This is a genomic window from Rufibacter sp. JT3400010, assembly GCF_054956755.1.
Window position 1 is genome coordinate 72,677 of the sequence record NZ_JBUDXA010000002.1, and the last position, 17,295, is coordinate 89,971.

The window sequence follows — 17,295 nt, forward strand, 5'->3', positions numbered from 1 at the left end:
AACCTGTTCCGGTGAAAAACTTCTCGCGCTATAGTGCCCTGTTTTTGCTGCTGCTGTTCGCCCGGGTCATGACCCCGGATGCGCTGCTGCTGCAATTGCACGCGCACGAACACACGCCGGAGCACACCCACCAAGCGGGTAAGCAGGAGCTTAGCGCCAAGCACAACCACTGTCCGGTTGACAACCTGTTCCAGGCGTCATTCCAGGCTCCTGAGGGTGTGGTGCTGCCGGTTCCGCTGGTGCACGCGGTGCAGCATGGTTCTTCTGTGACGCTGGCCGGTTACGCCACGGCTCCGGCGCATTCTTTTCTACGCGGCCCTCCTGCCCCCTCTTTCCTTTCTTAATTTTTTCTTCGGCAGGAGAGGCTAGGCCTTTCCGTGCGCATCCGTTTGGAGGCTGTTTTCCTAAAAATAAGCCTGAAACGCCTTTGCGTGCCTGAGATTCTGTAGGGCACCCGCCCATCTATTTTCCATTCTTTATTCTTACCCAATTGCGCGAATATCTTTCCTATTCGGCGTGGTTGGTGCTGTGCGTCTGGCTGTCCTTGTCTGTAGGATGGGCCCAGCCCGTACATGCGCCTGCCGCCGCCTTTGGGGTGGCACCGTGCGGGCTTACCCTATCTGGCCTCCTCACCGACCGCGACCAACGGACTCCCTTGGTGGGGGCCACTGTTCAGATAGAAGGCACCCCGCACGCCACCAGTACCAACGCCCAAGGTCGCTACCAGTTCACGGGGCTTTGTCCGGGGACCTATCAGCTGATGGTGTCTTACGTGGGTTATACGCCCGAAAAGCGGCAGAAGCGGCTCAGGGCCTTGTCTGAAACCATGGACTTTGCGCTGCACGCCGATGCTACCCTGCTGAAAGCAGTTGAGGTAACCGGGCACCAACTGCCTGTGGATGGGGCTACTACTGGCTCCACCCTTAGCGGGCAGGCGCTGGAAAAAGCCAAAGGTGGTTCGCTGGCGCAGGCGCTGACCAATGTATCTGGAGTGACCATGTTGCAGACGGGCGGTACCATTGCCAAACCCGTCATCCATGGGCTGCACAGCAACCGCATTCTCACGCTCAACAACGGCATCCGGCAGGAAGGCCAACAATGGGGAGCCGAACATGCCCCGGAGATTGACCCGTTCATTGCCAATAGATTAACGGTGGTCAAAGGCGCGGAAGCAGTGCGCTACGGCCCCGAGGCCATTGGTGGCGTGGTGCTGGTGGAGCCTCCGGCCCTGCCTTCTACGCCCGAACTGCACGGCGAGCTGACCACCGCCGGGGCCAGCAACGGCCGCAGCGGCACAATGTCCGGCATGCTCCATGGCGGGCTGAAGCAGGTGCCGGGGCTGGGCTGGCGCGTGCAGGGAACGCTAAAGAAAGCCGGTAACCTCAAAACCACCGACTACTACCTGGAGAACACCGGGCTGCGGGAAGTCAACTATTCGGCGGCACTGGGTTATACCTCTGAGAAGATAGGGGCCGAGCTTTTCTACAGCCGTTTCCAGACCGAACTGGGGATTTTCAAAGGCGCGCACATTGGCAGTCTGGAAGATTTGATGACCCGCATTTCGGCGGAACGTCCGTTGGAGGACGGCGCTTTCTCTTACCAAATAGGGGTGCCGCGGCAGCAGATAGACCATCATCTGCTCAAGGCCAAAGGCCACCTGCACCTGCGCGAGGGCGAGAACCTGGACGTAGTCTACGGTCTGCAACTCAACCAACGGCAGGAGTTTGACATCCGGCGGGGCGAGTACCGCAGCGTACCATCGCTGGACATGGAGCTCACCACCCAAACCCTGGATGTGGCCTATGACAAACTCTATCAAAGTGGCCTGAAAATCACCACGGGCCTTAACGGGATGCTGCAGATTAACAACAACGTGCCGGGCACGGGTGCCATTCCGCTGATTCCCAACTATGACAGCTATGCCGGCGGGGGCTACCTCATTGGCAAGTTCATCCAGGAAAACTGGGAGCTGGAGGCCGGGGGGCGCTATGACTACAAGTACGTAAACGCGCGCGGCTTCTATGACAACGCGGAGGCCTACGGAGGCATCCGGCGGTTTCACAACGTGACGGGTTCTTTGGGTGGGGCGCTGCACCTGCACCCCGCCTGGACCATCCGGACTAACCTGGGCTCAGCCTGGCGCCCGCCCGTGGTGAATGAGTTGTACAGCAACGGCCTGCACCACGGCACCGCCAGCTACGAGACCGGAGATGCCACCCTGCAAAGTGAGAAAAGCTATAAGTGGACCAATACGCTGGAGTACCATACAGACAAATTTCAGCTGGAGGTCACCGCTTATCTCAACCACATTCAGGACTACATCTACCTGGAGCCATCCGGCGGATTCTATGAGAGCTTGCGCGGGTCATTCCCCACGTTCCAGTACCGGCAAACCGATGCCCGCTTCTGGGGCAGTGACGTGTCTTTGCAGTATAATTTCTGGAAACGCTTCCGCTATGAGCTGAAAGGCTCACTGGTGCGGGCCACTAACCTGCGGCAAGACCAGTACCTGCCTTGGATTCCTACGGATCGGCTGGAGAACAGCCTGAGTTGGAAACCAGAGGGAAACTCGGCTTTCAAAGACACCTATCTGCAAGTGCAGTCGCAGTGGGTGGCGCGGCAGCACCGCTATACCGTGGGCAGTGACTTCGCGGCTCCGCCCGCCGGGTATCATCTGCTGCACCTGAACGCGGGGACCCAATGGAAGCTGGGCGAACACTCGCTGGGCCTCCATCTCTCGGTGAACAACCTCACCAACACCCTTTACAAAGAGTACATGAACCGCTTTAGGTACTACGCCCATGATACCGGCCGCAATTTCACGGCCCGGCTTACCTGGCGGTTCTAACCCATTTACAAAATCGTTTTTAACCTCAAAATCTCAAAAAGACCATGAACAAGTTATTCCGTTCGTTTTTAACCGTTGCCGCTTTGGGCACTTCTTTATTCTTCACCGCCTGTTCTTCTGATGACCCGGAGCCCGAGGTTCCGCAGGAAGAGTTTGACGGGGTGAAGTTCTACTTTGTGGAGCTGGAAGTAGAACCACACGGTGACCACAACCATTACCACCAAACCACCGACACCGTGAAAGTGACCGTGGCAAAAGACGGCACCGTGTCGCCGCACCACGTGCACCTGGAGGAGCACGCGCATTACCGCCTGTTGGTGGATGTGCAACGCAACGGCAAGTCGTTGAACCAAGAATTCATTGACGCCGGAGACGAGCACCAGTTTTTCTTTATCCCGTCCAAGCCAGATTACCTGGCCTACACCTATGAAGACAAAGACGCCAATGGCCGCGGCATTGGCCTGAAAGGCCGCTTTGAAGTCCTGAAAGCCGATGACGGTTCTTTTGACCTGAAGGTAGTTTTGCGTCATGGCCTGGACAAAGCCCACGCCACCGCCGCGCAGTGGAACAACCCAGACTACCGCTTTGCCGGGGGCTCAGATGACCTCAACGTCACCTTTGAAATTCACCCGTCTTCTGGCCATGACCACTAAGCAGAAAGTCCTGGGCTAGTTTCCCGCCTAACAAAAAAGAGCCGTCTCAGCTGAGGCGGCTCTTTTTCTGTAATGACCGGCCCACTCCTGTTTTAAGGCAATTTTCAGGAAAACGGGCCCATAACGGTTTCCATCGCTTTAGGCTCAGATTTTTCTAGATAGCCAAGAATTGAGGAAGTTAGCTATATTTGTAGACACTCCTCTTGCTGTGCGGAATCTTCGGAACCTAAGTGCCTACCTCTTGCTCCTGCTGTTTTTGCGGGTGATGGTACCTGAAAAGGTGCTGGTGGCCCTGCACGCCCACGCGCACTCAGAAGACAAACCGCATGATGAGAACCGGCCCCACCTAGAGAAAAAGCACACGCACTGCCCTACCGCCGAGCTATTTGAAGCGCCTTTCCAATCTTCGGAAACCTTGGTGGCGTTCTCGGCTCCGCTTCCGTTGGCAGATAGTTACCAAGATGGCTACGCTTTTATCTGGAAATTCAGTTATCCGCACACCGCCTCTCCGCGCGGTCCGCCAGCCGTGGCCTAATTCCTTCCATTTCCTTTTTTCAGAATACTCCCGGTGCTGTACGCGGCGCAAGGGGGACTATTCCTGAACACTTACTTATTTCAATGTCTCTGTCCGCTGGTGCACTATAAGCTGCCCGAGCCGACGGATGACTCCTATTTTCTTAACCGCACTTCATGGTTTTCCAAAGATTCTTTCTTTTGATAGGCTTGCTGTTTTCCTTCGGGAGCACGCTGGCCCAGAGCAACAATTCCCTTTCCGGCACCATCACAGATGCCCAAACCAACAGCCCTTTGATTGGTGCTACTATTTATTTAACTGATCTAAAACGTGCTGCTTCAACAGATGTGAACGGCCAATACCAATTGCAGGGGCTTCCCAAAGGTCGTTTCCTGGCCCAAGTGCGCTATGTGGGCTACATTACCAAGGCGCAGCCTATCAACATCAACGGCGCTACCACGGTCAATTTTACGTTATCACCGTCTGTCACAGAGATTGGCGCCGTGGTAGTGACTGGGGTTTCCTCGTCCACCGAGGCCCGCCTGAATCCGGTTCCTACCACGGTGGTGGGTCGGGAGCAGTTAGACCGAGGCAGCGCCACCAACGTCATTGACGCCATTGCCAAAACACCGGGCGTAGCGCAGATTTCTACGGGGGCAGGCATTTCCAAACCGGTCATTAGAGGACTGGGCTTCAACCGCATCATTACCCTCAACGACGGCATCAAGCAGGAAGGCCAGCAGTGGGGCGACGAACACGGCATTGAGATTGACGAGTACTCCGTAGACCGCGCCGAGGTGGTGAAAGGCCCCGGCAGTTTGATGTACGGCTCAGACGGCATTGCCGGGGTCATCAACTTCCTCACACCAGAACCCATTGAAGAAGGCAAGGTCATCGGGAACGTTTCTACAAATTACCAAACCAACAACCACCTGCTGGGTTACTCGGCTTACAACGCGGGCAACCTGAACGGCTTTAACTGGGCCGCGCGCCTGAGCCAGAAAGTGGCGGGCAACTACCGCAATGACTATGACGGCCGCGTGTACAACTCGGGCTTTAGGGAAACGAACGCGAACGGCTACCTAGGCCTGAACAAGAGTTGGGGTTATTCGCACCTGGCCTTCAGTACCTTTAATCAGACGGTGGGCCTGGTGGAAGGCGAACGCGACGAGAACGGCAATTTCCTGAAACTGGTGAACCGCAACGGCGGGCCTGAAGAAGAAACCGCCACCGAAGAAGACCTTAAAGGCTATAACCTTGGCATTCCGCAGCAGCGCATCAACCATTTACGGGTGGCTTCGCAGAACAACCTGGTGTTTGACAATTCGCGCCTCACCTTCAACCTGGCCTGGCAACAGAACCTGCGCCGCGAGTACGGCAATCCGGTAGATACTGAGGAAGAGGAACTGGCCATGCGCCTGCGCACCTTCAACTATGACGTGAAATATTTTCTGCCGCATTGGGGGGCGTGGGAGTCTACCATTGGGGTGAACGGCATGGTGCAACAGAACCGCAACGAAGGCGAGGAAGTCATTATTCCGGAATACCGGCTGTGGGATGCGGGCGTGTTCGCGTTTATCAAACGGGAGTTCGGGCCGTTGCACCTGAGCGGCGGGCTGCGTTATGATTACCGGCAGATCAAATCAGATGCGTTGTTCATGACCGGCGAGGACGAATTCACGACCAATCCTGAGGATGCCGCCGAAACCAAATTCTATGACTTCACCACTACCTTCTCCAACGTTTCGGGAAGCATAGGCGCCACGTACAGCCTCACCGATAATCTGAGCGTGAAAGCGAATCTTGCGCGCGGTTTCCGGTCGCCCAACATCGCAGAGCTGGCCTCTAACGGTCGGCATGAAGGCACATTCCGGTATGAGGTAGGCAACACCGCCCTCAAAGCCGAAACCAGTTTACAGGCAGATGCCGGGCTGACGTATGACAGCAAACACGTGACCTTGGGCGTAAACGGCTTCCGAAACAACATCCAGAACTACATCTTCGCGCAGAAACTGACCAGCGTGTTAGGCGGCGACTCCCTTTCCGGCTCTGCCGATGACCTAGCTTCCACGTTCAAATACGTGCAGGGCGATGCCTACGTGTATGGCGGCGAGTTCACCCTGGACATCCATCCGCACCCGCTGGACTGGCTGCATTTAGAGAACTCCTTTTCCTGGGTGAAGTCTATTCAGAAAAACGTGCCGGCGGAAATGAAGCACCTGCCGTTCACTCCCGCACCCCGGCTGGACACTGAACTGCGCGTGAGTTTCCCCAAGGCGGGTGCTTACATCAGGAACTGGTACGCCAAAGCCGAGCTGGAAACCTACTTTGAGCAGGACAACGTGTACAGCGCCTTCGGCACGGAAACACCCACGCCGGGCTACAGTTTGCTGAACCTTGGCTTAGGCGGAAACCTCGCTAATGCCGCCGGGAAAACCAGGCTATCGGTGTACCTCATCGCCAACAACGTGCTGGACAAAGCCTACCAAAGTCACCTGAGCCGCTTGAAGTATGCTCCTGAGAACCCCGCCACCGGCCGCATGGGCGTGTACAACATGGGTCGCAACGTGAGCATTAAAGTGGTGGTGCCTATTGGGTAAGCCGCCTTGCGTATGGAGCCGTTTTTTGGAAAATAGCTCTGAAACGAGAACCCTTTTGATTGTCGGCCAAAAATGCCGTTTGGTTTTAGGTCTGTTTTAGAGAAACAAGGCAAAGAACAGAAGGGCATTTTTCTGACGCTTTCCTCTTCCCTATAAAATGCAAGTGGCCGGTTAGTGCATCTAACCGGCCTTTGCATTTGGATTAATTAGTAAAAGCTTTTCCTATAGGCTACTTTAATATATAGTTATTTAATTTAATATTGGTTCTACTTTATATCCTTGGGCACGCAACAACTCGATCAAACCTTGCTCACCGGCCAGGTGCGCGGCACCCACTGCCACAAACGAAGAGTGTTTCTTCATCATCTCTACCATGGGCTTCATCCATTTGTGGTTGCGCTCATCTAACAGCATGTCGTTTGATTTAGCGGCGTCTTCCTGAGAGACAATCAGGCTATACAAACCGGCAAGGTCTTCCTGCTGGTACAGACACAGCATCTTCTTCATGAGTTTCCGCTGCTTGTCAAACTGCTTTACATTATTGAGCAACTGCGAGGTCTGATCCTGCAGGGTAGATTGGTCGAAAAGAGCTACCTGCTCTTCTGGGGTCTCCAGCGTGTACACAGACTTGTGCCACTTTTTGGCTAGATCCAACAGCGCTAAATCATAGGATTCTGGGCTGTAGCCTAATAATTTAGGGTAAAGCAGCAACTGACCTAAATAGCCTGGCTTTATGTACCGGAACTGCTGCAGGCTACGCTCCAGGGTGTCTTTCACGAAACTGGTGAAAAGATTATATTCCTGCGTGGTCATCAATGTCTCCAGAGGCTGGTTCATGCGCATGGATCTTGACATCAGGCTGGTGAGCTTAGGGCTATCCAAATCCACTTCAAAAACAGCCACCTGTGACTTTATCATTTTTTCTTTTACCTTACCTGGCAGAACAAACTGGTCTTTAGGCACTAAGTGGAAAGTACCGTAGAGGTAAGAAGTTTTGATGCCTTTGCCACTAACTTTCCAAAGTAGGGAGTTTTGGCTAGAAGGCGCCGCACAAATTGCACTATTTGACAACAGCACGCCGCCGATAAACAGACTGAAGAATACTAAAAAGGAGGCTTTAAACGTGCCCATGAACTAAAGGTTACAAATTCTTTGACAAAAGTATGACATTTTTTGTGGCCACAACATGAATTTTGAAAGAACCCCCTAGATTCATATTAAATACTTCTTAAAATTTAATACACTGTAAACAAAGCACTTAGCAGATTAGCGTCAGATTTTTAAAACCATAGCCAAAACTATAAATAGTTATATTTTAAAACCCTTTAGTCTTTTTATGCAAACCACTACTTTTCCAGATGCCAAGAGTAAAATAGTAAACACCGCCGTGGTCGTAGCCGCGCTGGGGTACTTTGTAGACATCTATGACCTTGTGCTGTTCAGCATTGTCAGGATAGCCAGCTTGCGCGATTTGGGCGTCACCAGCCCAACGGCGCTGCTGGACGAGGGAGTACAATTAATCAACATGCAGATGACGGGCATGCTGCTGGGCGGTATTTTCTGGGGAGTACTGGGCGATAAGCGCGGACGTATCTCGGTGCTGTTTGGTTCTATCTTCCTGTATTCGGCTGCCAACATTGCCAATGGCTTTGTCTCCAACCTGGAACTGTACGCCTGGTTGCGGTTTATTGCCGGGGTAGGTTTAGCCGGGGAACTGGGTGCGGGCATTACGCTGGTCTCAGAAGTACTGCCCAAGGAAAAGCGCGGGTACGGCACCACCATTGTAGCATCAGTGGGAATTTCGGGGGCAATTCTGGCGGGGGTGATTGGCGAATATTTCCATTGGCGCACTGCTTATTTTGTGGGTGGCGGCTTGGGCTTGCTGCTCTTACTCCTCCGGATTGGCGTGTATGAGTCTGGCATGTTTGCACGTACTCAGCAGCAAGAAGTGGCGCGGGGCAATTTCCTGAGCCTCTTTACCAACGGTGCCCGGTTCCTGAAGTATGTGAAATGTATCTTGGTGGGGGTTCCTATCTGGTTTGTGATTGGCGTACTGATCACGTTTTCGCCAGAGTTTGGTCAAGCCTTAGGAGTACCGGTTGCCATCTCCACCGCCAAGGCCATCGGCTTTTCCTACTTCGGGTTGAGTTTGGGAGACGTGGCCAGCGGATTGCTGAGCCAAAAGCTGAAAAGCCGGAAACGCGCCGTCACGCTCTTTCTCTTTTTGCTGGCGCTTGCCATTACCCTTTACCTATTCGCCCATGGCGCGAGTGAAACCTATTTCTATGTCCTATGCTGCACCCTCGGGTTTGCCAGTGGCTATTGGGCCATGTTTGTGACCATAGCGGCAGAACAGTTCGGCACCAATATCAGGGCTACGGCCACTACCACGGTGCCCAATTTCGTGCGCGGTGCCGTTATCCCGCTCACCCTCACGTTTAGCGCCTACAAAGAAGAATGGGGCTTGTTGTTCACGGCCGGGGCATTGGGCGCACTGGCGCTGGTCATTGCGCTAGTAGCCATCTTAACCTTACCAGAGAGTTACGGCAAGGAACTTGATTATGTAGAATAAAATTTAGGGGCCGTTTTTCTGAAAACGGCCCCTAAACAGATTGCCTATCACTGGCAACACCGTTCTTATCACTCACGTCCCGCATCAGGAGAGCAAGGTCATTTCTTTTCAAAGACGAGATTAAATGATTGAAAGGCAATAGAGTCACCTGCTACTAACTGACTTAGGTCTGGCTGCTCCTTTAAAGCATTATTTATACCTGTTACCTTGGAGTAGCTTCTAGGCATATATTTCCCATTGGCGTAGCTATACTGCACTAAGACATAGTTCAACTTAAGGAAATGCAGCTGCTGGTTAGTGATTTGCGCCATCAATTTATCTACAAATCGGTAGGATGAACCTGAATTTGGAATATAGAGAGGCTCACGATAAGCATATGGGTGCATATAGAAAGCATTGGAGAGTCTGTAGAGGTATTCATCCTGGGTTCTGTTCTGTTCTGCACCTATATAGAAAATAGTGTCTTTTCCTACCAACTCCAGGTTCTGCCCCTTGTTCACAAGGGAAAAATTGCTCCAATTGTACAAAGAAGCTCCTTTTAATTGAGCACTTCCAGTTGAAATGATGCGCAGTGAGTCTGCATTTCCTGGCTGCACATCCTTTTTATAGCCATTTTCGAACAAGAAAGACTCCCCGTATCTCCGCACAAAACTACTGACCACCTGTGGGTCTGTGACTTCTCCTTGGCGCGAAAAAACCCTTATCTTAGATGCACTCTCTACATAAGAAGAAGTATAAGTAGATGGATATTCTAACGGAGCAGTCTCTTCCTCTTTCTCACAGGCAGCTAACATAAGGGCAAGCAACACTACGCAAATTTTCTTCATCGAAATCAAACTTTAATCATTAAGATACCTACAAGTAGGCAAAATACAATCAAGAGCAGTCCAATAGAAACAGACTTGGAACAGAATCAGGCACCATTTATCAGGACTCTTTGTTAGTCTGGCAAGATAAGCAGTATTTTTGAACATGATTCTTTTCAACGAAACCGTAAACATAGACAACGCTGTGGCGGCTCATTGGCTACAGTGGATGCAGGAAACCCATATTCCGGAGGTAATGGCGACTACCTTCTTCGTCAAATTCCAGATTGCCAAAGTGATGGAGGAAGAAGACAACGGCGGCTCTACGTACGCTATTCAGTACTACGCCCGCCACATGGATGACCTACTGGAATACCACCGCGAGCACGACCAAGCCATGCAGGCCAAAATGCAGGCCAAATACCCGGGGCAGTTCGTAGCTTTCAGAACCGTGCTGGAAGTGGTGGGATAAGCTTAGTTTTCAGTTGTTGGTTGTTAGTTATCAGTTGAGGATTCACTGATTTATTGACGACAGCTCTGCTTTTAGCCCGTATTTAAGAAAACGCCCTGAAATCAGAATTTGTTTTCAGGGCGTTTTTGCTTTTAGGGCCGATAAACGTTAGAAACGCTGCAATTCTTCCTGGCTAAGATTGCAGTTAATCCACTCGGCGTCCAGGTTGGCGCCAATGCTTCGGTAGAAATTGATAGCGGGCTCGTTCCAGTCCAGTACCTGCCATTTCATGCGCTTGTAATTTTCTTCTTTGGCCGCTTTCGCCACGGCATGGAACAGCAAACGGCCAATGCCTTGACGCCGGAGGCGCTCGGTGACCACAATATCCTCCAGGAACAGCATCTTGCCTTTCCAGGTGGAGTAGGCGGTATAATACAGCGCGATGCCCACAATGCCTTCCTCCGGAGAATCAGCGACGAAGAACTCAAAGATAGGCTGGTCCCCGAACCCATCGCGGCGCATGTCTTCTATGGTGTTGGTGACTTCCTGGGGGGCTTTTTCATAGACCGCCAGTTCCACAATCAAAGCATGTACGCCCGGTAAATCAGCCTCGGTTCCTTTTCTGACTTTTATGGTTTGGCTCATAGTAGTTTCGCTTGGGAAGGAATATCAACTCCTTTTTTCTCACGTTGTTTCCCGCAAGTTATCTATCCTGGGTCTTGAATGAAAAAATCTCAGCTTTTACTTCTCTGCCCGGGCTAGTTCCAAGGCTTTCTCCAGCAGCTCATCGCGCTGTTCTTTGATACCCTTTACGGTGCGCTTCACTTCTACGTCAGGTAAAATTCCTACGCGCTGCGTCTCTGTGCGGTCTGGGTAATAAATGCCAAGGCCTGTGAAAACAGCCTTCAATCCACCGGGCAGCGGAAGGTACGCCACATTTCCATCGGCCCCGGCAGTATGGCTACCCACTAGGGTAGCTCTTGGTGAAGCTTTCATGAGCATAGCCGAAAATTCTCCTTGGCTTTGGGTATGTTCATTGATCAGCATGATCACTTGGCCTTTATACGCCTTCCCTTTGGCAGGCTCTATTATTCTAGGCGCAAGATCTTGAAATGCACCCGGGAAAGTGAAATCTGGACCAGTGGCCAATGTTCTGGTTACTGGTGCAGCCGTCAAGAAAGTAGCAATTCTATAGCCGGTGCCCTGTGGATAATGCCTTAAATCAAAAATGATGGCTTTACTGGACCAGAGGCTACGCATCACGCTGTCCACCTGGGTCATTTTCAGATTGCCCATATGCACGTACCCAATTCCGTTCTTTTGCCAAAAAACCGTTGAATCAGATTTTTCTGCATAAGGGCCCAGTTCTTTGAAAGTGTATCGCTGCAGCTTCTCTGAGAAAGTTTCCCCGTTTCTGACAAATGTAACGTTAGTCACCGGGGTGGTGCCAATAAGCAAATTAGACCTTAAAGACCGAAGCAAGGTTGCTTCATTAGAAGCGGGGGTGAAGTTGCGTTTTTGTTCAATGATGGAATCTATAGGAACCTGGTTTACATGGGTGATGACATCGCCTGTTCGCAATGGTCCTAAGGCTGCCAAAGAATCATTCCATAACCCGTTGATCACCGGTTCCCGGCCTGCGAAGACCACTGTATAAGGACTGAAGTACCACGTCTCCCCAACTTTTTTGTGGGCCTGCAAGGCTACCGGAGAGTCAATGTCAAGCTTGCTATGGCTGTCATGGATGCTGGCCACCATTTGCTGGAGGGCAGCATTGTAGGTTTTTAAATCTTTCGCCTCTCTAAAGACCGGAATAAGCCTTTCCAATACCGCGCCCCAGTCCTCGCCTATGGCATATTTATACGGGAAGAAATACTGGATGGCATTCCAATAACGAAACAGGGTGAGCAGCTGGTATTCTTCGTTAGGCATTACCAATTCTTCATATGCTTTCTCGTTGCTGAAGTCAGGAATACCAGGCATCTTGTGCTTGGCATAGTAGTTAGGCTGCTGGTTACGGTTGTGCTTGATGTAGAGCAGGTCTTGTTGTAAAGGCAGGGAGAACAAGCCGGAATCTGCAAGAAAAGACAGATCAAGGCTGCGGCGGTACCAGGCCGAGATGGTCTGCTCTGTTGCGCAACTCTTGCATTCCGCCACTGGTCCTAACTCTTTGATCAATCTTTGATAGACAAGAGACAAATCATTGGGAGTGGTAGTCTTCCGCACTTCAGGCAACAGCTTTATCATCTGCTGGTCCCAATCTCGCTCTCCTTTGGCTACCTCTGGGTGGTAATACTTCAGGAAACCCCAGATTTTAGCCCAAGAAGCAATGCGTTCTGTTTCTGTTAAAGCTGACGCTGTGTGGCTCGTTACTAGGATAACAATAAGAAGCAGAAGGGGAAACCGGGTTGCAGCAAACTTCATAGACTCGTTTTAGAGGTGCGATTGAGAGATAATAATATAGTGTATTTCAAGAAGAACGCAAAAAAGCCGATGCTCTGGTATACAAGCATCGGCTTTTTTCTATATACGTAATAAACCGGCTCGCTTACTGCGCCGGATATGGATTTACGCCCATGTTATAGAACGTAAAAGCCCAGGTATCAGCGGCCTCGGCAATTTGGGCAGTGGTAGATTTTCCGGCTCCGTGTCCCGCTTTCACGTCTACTCTGATGAGGTACGGGTTGGGCCCGGCACCTTTCTCCTGTAGGGTGGCAATGTATTTGAACGAGTGTGCGGGCACCACACGGTCGTCATGGTCGGCGGTGGTCACCAGCGTGGCCGGGTAGCTCACACCTTCCTTGATGTTGTGGATGGGCGAGAACTTCAGGAGGTTCTGGAACTGCGCGGCATCATCTGAGGAACCGTACTCGGGCACCCAGGCCCACCCGATGGTGAATTTATGGAAGCGCAGCATGTCCATTACGCCCACGGCAGGCAAGGCCACCTTGAACAGCTCAGGGCGTTGGTTGGCTACGGCCCCAATGAGCAAGCCCCCGTTAGAGCCTCCGGCGATGGCTAGTTTCTGCGCAGAGGTGTATTTCTGGTTTATAAGGTATTCGGCCGCCGAGATGAAATCGTCAAAGACGTTCTGTTTGTTGGGCGTGATACCCGCTTTGTGCCAGGCTTCGCCGTACTCACCGCCGCCGCGTATGTTGGCTACGGCAAACACGCCGCCGTTCTCCAGCCACACCATGCGGGCAATACTGAAGCCCGGCGTCACCGGCGAGTTGAATCCGCCGTAGGCGTAGAGGTACGTAGGATTATCGCCGTTCAGTTGCAACCCTTTTTTGTGGGTAATGAACATGGGGACCTTAGTGCCGTCTTTGCTGGTGTAGAAGATCTGCTTGGTTTCATAAGCCTCCATGTCAACGTCTACCTCAGACTTCCGGAAGAGGGTGGACTGGTTGGTGGCGATGTCATACTGGTAGATGGCGCTGGGGTACGTGAAGGAGGTGAAGGTGTAGAAAACGGTTTTGTCTTCCTTCTTCCCACTGAAGCCGCTGGCCGTGCCAATGGTGGGCAACGTGACATCATGCAGCCACTTGCCGCTGGTATCATGCACGCGCACCAAGGTAGCGGCGTCTTTCATGTAGTTCAAAAGCAGGCGGTTGTTGACCAGTGAAGCATAATTCAGTACGTTGTCGGTCTCGGGCACCAGGGTTTTCCAGTGAGTTGGCTGCGGCTTCTTCAGGTCAATTTCTATGAGTTTGTACTTGGGTGCGCCTTGGTTGGTGAGCACAATGAGCTTGTCACCAATGTTCTCCACCACGCCATACTCCTTGTCAAAGCTTTCTACCAGCGGCACCAGCGGACTGTTGTTCTTGGTGAGGTCTTTCACGTACAAAGAGTTGTTACTGGTGCCCTCCGAAGCGGTGAGAATAAGGTACTTTTCATCCTGAGTGGTACCGGCAAACAATAGCCGGAGCGGGTGCGCTTTGTCTTCCCAGATGAGCTGGTCCTGGCTTTGTGGGGTGCCTACTTTGTGGTAGTAGACCTTATGGTACTCGTTCTTGTTGGCTAGTTTGGAGCCTTGGGTAGGCTCAGCGTAGCGGCTGTAGAAGAAGCCGTCTTTAAACCAACTGGTACCCGAGAATTTAATCCAGTGCAGCTCATCAGAGAGCTTTTGGCCGGTGGCCACGTCCAGCACATAGGCATCGCGCCAGTCAGAACCACCGGTAGAGGTGGTGTACACCGCGTATCTAGCGTCTTTGCTGAAGTCAAGGCTACCCAAAGAAGTAGTGCCGTCTTCCGACAGTTTGTTGGGGTCCAGGAACAGTTCCGGGGTGCCGTTCAGGCCTTTCTGGCGGTACAAGACGCTCTGGTTCTGGAGGCCGTCGTTTTTGTAGAAGTAGTAATAGTCGCCTTCCTGAAAGGGTGCGCCGTATTTAGGGTAGTTCCAGAGTTGAGTGAGCCGCTGCTTGATTTGCTCCCGGAACGGGATTTTAGCCAGATAATCAAAGGTGACTTCGTTTTGTTGTTTGACCCATGCCGCTACGTTCTCGGCGGTATCGGCTTCCAGCCAGCGGTACGGGTCTGGCACCTGCGTGCCGTGGTAGGTATCTACGTGGTTTATCTTTTCGGTTTTCGGGTACATCATGCTCAAAGGTTTGGCGGCCCCTGCGGGCGAATTGGCAGCTGCGTTGATAACTGCTGCTGCTGTAGGTGAAGCGGACGGCGTTTTGGTTTTGCAGCCGGTGATTGCCGCCAAGGCAGCAACCCAGATAAACGTAAAGGATCTGTTCATGTTTATAGGCGTTAGTATCACCAGGTAAAGCGTGGGGTTTTCTTTATTGCAATTTACAAAACCGAAGCCTCTTTTGAAGCATTCCTACCTGTTCCTCTCCAGCAAAGTTCCGTGGCTAACTTCACGCCCGGAAAGTACAGCAAGCCACTCAAGTAATAGTGGTTCTCCTGCAGCCTTTGCCGGTAGGCTTCAAACCCATAATAGACATCTTCCTGCCCATCTTCATAGGTTCTAATATAAGTGGCACTCTGTTTTATGCCAGTAAAACGAAAATCGGAGGGAAAACGGTATTGCTTCCGGTACTGTCTAAAGATGAGGCTATAGGGAAAGAACAAACACAGAATGGTCAAGCAGGCCACCACAAAAAAGATCAGAAACGCGAACTGGTTGAGCAGGTGAAAGCCGATTAGCAGCGCCCCCATCCAAGGCCGTAGTGGCGGGTGCCAGGCTGCGGCTACCGCCGAAGTCAGGCCGTAGACCACCATTACAAACCCTAGCTGCCACACCCACGGGTAGTCCAGAAACAGGTGCACAAACGTGAGCGGTTGGTCATAGTCTCTAAAACTGACCAGCGCATTGTACAAAGCCGCCTGGGGCTTGAGCCAATGCACGTCTGCGGAGGCAGAGAGGAGCTTCTTACCCAGCGCCGCTATCTTCCAAAGCCCGGAGAGGGTGTACACAAACAGCAGCCCGAAGTAGAACCAGTTGATGCTCGTGTACTGCATCTTGTCTGGCTTGTTCACGCCCGGCTTTTCTACCGCTACAAAAGTTAGGAAGAGGTGGGCCAGCAGAAACAGGTGGTTTACGTGCGGCAGATACCCATAGCTCCACAGCACCAGGTTCATCCACAGCAACGCCGCCGCCAACACCACCTGAGGGATTACGGCCTGTTTATAGAAAATCTTGCCCAAATTAGTTAAACCCGCCATGACGGCTACTCCCCAGAAAACTTCTTTACCGGGCAAAGCCGGTGCCACCACTTTGCCTATGAGGGTGAGTGGTTCATACAGCGCAGCGGGCCGGCCAAGGTACTGGTCAAACTTTACCAGCGCCCAATACAGCCAGATAAAGGTGAAAAGCCGAAGAAACAGTTCGGCATGGAAGAAGTCTGCACTGGCACGCAGGTAGCGGTTGAAAGCACCAGAATCGCTGGTCTTTGACTTTCGGGAAGCGTTTGAGGCTATGTTATCAGAAACGGACAACGGTATCGGCTTTATATTTTCCTGGATGGTGCAGCAGTTCCTCTACCGTAGTAGTCTCCCGAACTATGCGGTATTCTTGGGCTTGGGGGTGTAGGTATTTCACCAACGTTCGTAATCTCTGACGGCTGTTGCTTGTGTTAGCGGTATCTGACAGGGTGCGGTTTACCCAATAATCCAAGGTATAGACGTAATCATCCTGGTCAAAGGAACGGGTAGGGCGTACGGCTTGTCGTTGGAAAGTGGTTTCTCCGGGGCTGCGTGTGTACACCCGGTACGTGCTGTATTGGTTGTCATTGCCGCGCGGTTGGGTGAACAGCTTCCAATTGGCAAAGGGGTACAGTTCTCCCCAACTTTTAATCAGGGTAAAAGAAGAGCCTAATGACCCCAGAATACTAATCCCCACCAAAATTTGCAGGCAGACCAGTCGCCTAGAAGAGGAAAGCATACGCACACCAAAATTACCCCGTCTATATTAGAGAAAACATTCTTACAATCCCAATAAAGGAAGTGGAGACCGGCAAATCAGCCGCTATTGGGGTATCACTACAAAGCATAATTTCACTCGCTCGCCTCTGGCGAGTGTGAGCTACCTGCGGCGTCCCGCCGCTTTATGAATGTTTACCCAAAATGAGCAGAGAAGCGACCAGAGGCCGCAGGTAGCCCACGCTCGCCTCTGGCGAGCGTGGGTTCCTTTCTATTTTAGTATTAGGTCTGGGAGGCAGCTAGCACTATTATTTCACCTTAAAATAAATTTTCCCGGCCACGCAATATACCCTTACCTTCTTCCGTTTTAGAGGAGAAATAGTTGTTGTGTAACGTTGCAAAAGGATCTGGCAGACTTCGCTGGATCTTTTTGTGTTTCTACCCAATCTGGTTTTCTCCTTCTTTCTGTAAAACAGCCC

At 51.9% G+C, this 17,295-nt stretch carries 14 protein-coding genes; 7 read left to right on the plus strand and 7 right to left on the minus strand.

Translation table 11 applies throughout. The features are described 5' to 3' along the window. Window positions 1–11 precede the first annotated feature (11 nt). The 5 genes from ACY0JR_RS02125 to ACY0JR_RS02145 all read left to right on the plus strand — a co-directional run bounded on the left by ACY0JR_RS02125 (window position 12) and on the right by ACY0JR_RS02145 (window position 6,615). A complete protein-coding gene (locus ACY0JR_RS02125) occupies window positions 12–344 on the plus strand; it encodes a hypothetical protein (RefSeq protein WP_462632175.1) in 333 nt (110 codons plus the stop codon). 146 nt (window positions 345–490) lie between these two features. After that, a complete protein-coding gene (locus tag ACY0JR_RS02130; protein ID WP_462632176.1) occupies window positions 491–2,848 on the plus strand; it encodes a TonB-dependent receptor in 2,358 nt (785 codons plus the stop codon). A 44-nt stretch (window positions 2,849–2,892) separates the two neighbouring features. Next, a complete protein-coding gene (locus ACY0JR_RS02135) occupies window positions 2,893–3,501 on the plus strand; it encodes a hypothetical protein (RefSeq protein ID WP_462632177.1) in 609 nt (202 codons plus the stop codon). A gap of 208 nt (window positions 3,502–3,709) precedes the next feature. Then, on the plus strand, window positions 3,710–4,036 hold the full coding sequence (locus ACY0JR_RS02140) for a hypothetical protein (protein ID WP_462632178.1): 327 nt from the start codon (window positions 3,710–3,712) through the stop codon (window positions 4,034–4,036). 155 nt (window positions 4,037–4,191) lie between these two features. Beyond that, the gene (locus ACY0JR_RS02145) at window positions 4,192–6,615 is read left to right on the plus strand and encodes a TonB-dependent receptor (protein WP_462632179.1); all 2,424 of its coding nucleotides are present in this window, start codon (window positions 4,192–4,194) and stop codon (window positions 6,613–6,615) included. 249 nt (window positions 6,616–6,864) lie between these two features. Here the strand turns inward: ACY0JR_RS02145 and ACY0JR_RS02150 are convergent, their stop codons facing one another. After that, window positions 6,865–7,746, minus strand: a complete 882-nt coding sequence (locus ACY0JR_RS02150) for a TraB/GumN family protein (RefSeq protein WP_462632180.1) — start codon at window positions 7,744–7,746, stop codon at window positions 6,865–6,867. 205 nt (window positions 7,747–7,951) lie between these two features. Between ACY0JR_RS02150 and ACY0JR_RS02155 the strand changes: the two genes are divergently transcribed. Continuing rightward, window positions 7,952–9,187: an MFS transporter gene (locus ACY0JR_RS02155; protein ID WP_462632182.1), complete on the plus strand. Its 1,236-nt coding sequence runs from the start codon at window positions 7,952–7,954 to the stop codon at window positions 9,185–9,187. Between the two features lie 98 nt (window positions 9,188–9,285). On the opposite strand, the gene ACY0JR_RS02160 is transcribed toward ACY0JR_RS02155, so the two are convergent. Continuing rightward, on the minus strand, window positions 9,286–10,014 hold the full coding sequence (locus tag ACY0JR_RS02160; protein ID WP_462632184.1) for a hypothetical protein: 729 nt from the start codon (window positions 10,012–10,014) through the stop codon (window positions 9,286–9,288). 145 nt (window positions 10,015–10,159) lie between these two features. Here ACY0JR_RS02160 and ACY0JR_RS02165 point away from each other — a divergent pair, with 145 nt between their 5' ends. Continuing rightward, a complete protein-coding gene (locus tag ACY0JR_RS02165; protein ID WP_462632186.1) occupies window positions 10,160–10,465 on the plus strand; it encodes a DUF4286 family protein in 306 nt (101 codons plus the stop codon). 147 nt (window positions 10,466–10,612) lie between these two features. Here ACY0JR_RS02165 and ACY0JR_RS02170 read toward each other — a convergent pair whose 3' ends face one another. The 5 genes from ACY0JR_RS02170 to ACY0JR_RS02190 form a co-directional block, all read right to left on the minus strand. After that, window positions 10,613–11,089 (minus strand): N-acetyltransferase family protein, encoded by a 477-nt coding sequence (locus tag ACY0JR_RS02170; RefSeq protein ID WP_462632188.1) that lies wholly within the window; start codon window positions 11,087–11,089, stop codon window positions 10,613–10,615. Between the two features lie 96 nt (window positions 11,090–11,185). Beyond that, window positions 11,186–12,868: a S41 family peptidase gene (locus tag ACY0JR_RS02175; RefSeq protein WP_462632189.1), complete on the minus strand. Its 1,683-nt coding sequence runs from the start codon at window positions 12,866–12,868 to the stop codon at window positions 11,186–11,188. A gap of 124 nt (window positions 12,869–12,992) precedes the next feature. Further along, window positions 12,993–15,191 (minus strand): prolyl oligopeptidase family serine peptidase, encoded by a 2,199-nt coding sequence (locus ACY0JR_RS02180; RefSeq protein ID WP_462632191.1) that lies wholly within the window; start codon window positions 15,189–15,191, stop codon window positions 12,993–12,995. Between the two features lie 53 nt (window positions 15,192–15,244). Continuing rightward, window positions 15,245–16,393: a hypothetical protein gene (locus ACY0JR_RS02185; RefSeq protein ID WP_462632192.1), complete on the minus strand. Its 1,149-nt coding sequence runs from the start codon at window positions 16,391–16,393 to the stop codon at window positions 15,245–15,247. Continuing rightward, window positions 16,380–16,838, minus strand: coding sequence for a hypothetical protein (locus ACY0JR_RS02190; protein WP_462632193.1), 459 nt, complete (start codon window positions 16,836–16,838; stop codon window positions 16,380–16,382). The genes ACY0JR_RS02185 and ACY0JR_RS02190 overlap by 14 nt, the downstream gene beginning before the upstream one ends. Between the last annotated feature and the right edge of the window lie 457 nt (window positions 16,839–17,295).

Coding starts and splice junctions, on each gene's coding strand:
- ACY0JR_RS02135 (WP_462632177.1), top strand. CDS start 2,893: ATGAACAAGTTATTCCGTTCGTTTTTAACCGTTGCCGCTTTGGGCACT.
- ACY0JR_RS02145 (WP_462632179.1), top strand. CDS start 4,192: ATGGTTTTCCAAAGATTCTTTCTTTTGATAGGCTTGCTGTTTTCCTTC.
- ACY0JR_RS02150 (WP_462632180.1), bottom strand. CDS start 7,746: ATGGGCACGTTTAAAGCCTCCTTTTTAGTATTCTTCAGTCTGTTTATC.
- ACY0JR_RS02155 (WP_462632182.1), top strand. CDS start 7,952: ATGCAAACCACTACTTTTCCAGATGCCAAGAGTAAAATAGTAAACACC.
- ACY0JR_RS02160 (WP_462632184.1), bottom strand. CDS start 10,014: ATGAAGAAAATTTGCGTAGTGTTGCTTGCCCTTATGTTAGCTGCCTGT.
- ACY0JR_RS02165 (WP_462632186.1), top strand. CDS start 10,160: ATGATTCTTTTCAACGAAACCGTAAACATAGACAACGCTGTGGCGGCT.
- ACY0JR_RS02170 (WP_462632188.1), bottom strand. CDS start 11,089: ATGAGCCAAACCATAAAAGTCAGAAAAGGAACCGAGGCTGATTTACCG.
- ACY0JR_RS02175 (WP_462632189.1), bottom strand. CDS start 12,868: ATGAAGTTTGCTGCAACCCGGTTTCCCCTTCTGCTTCTTATTGTTATC.
- ACY0JR_RS02180 (WP_462632191.1), bottom strand. CDS start 15,191: ATGAACAGATCCTTTACGTTTATCTGGGTTGCTGCCTTGGCGGCAATC.
- ACY0JR_RS02190 (WP_462632193.1), bottom strand. CDS start 16,838: ATGCTTTCCTCTTCTAGGCGACTGGTCTGCCTGCAAATTTTGGTGGGG.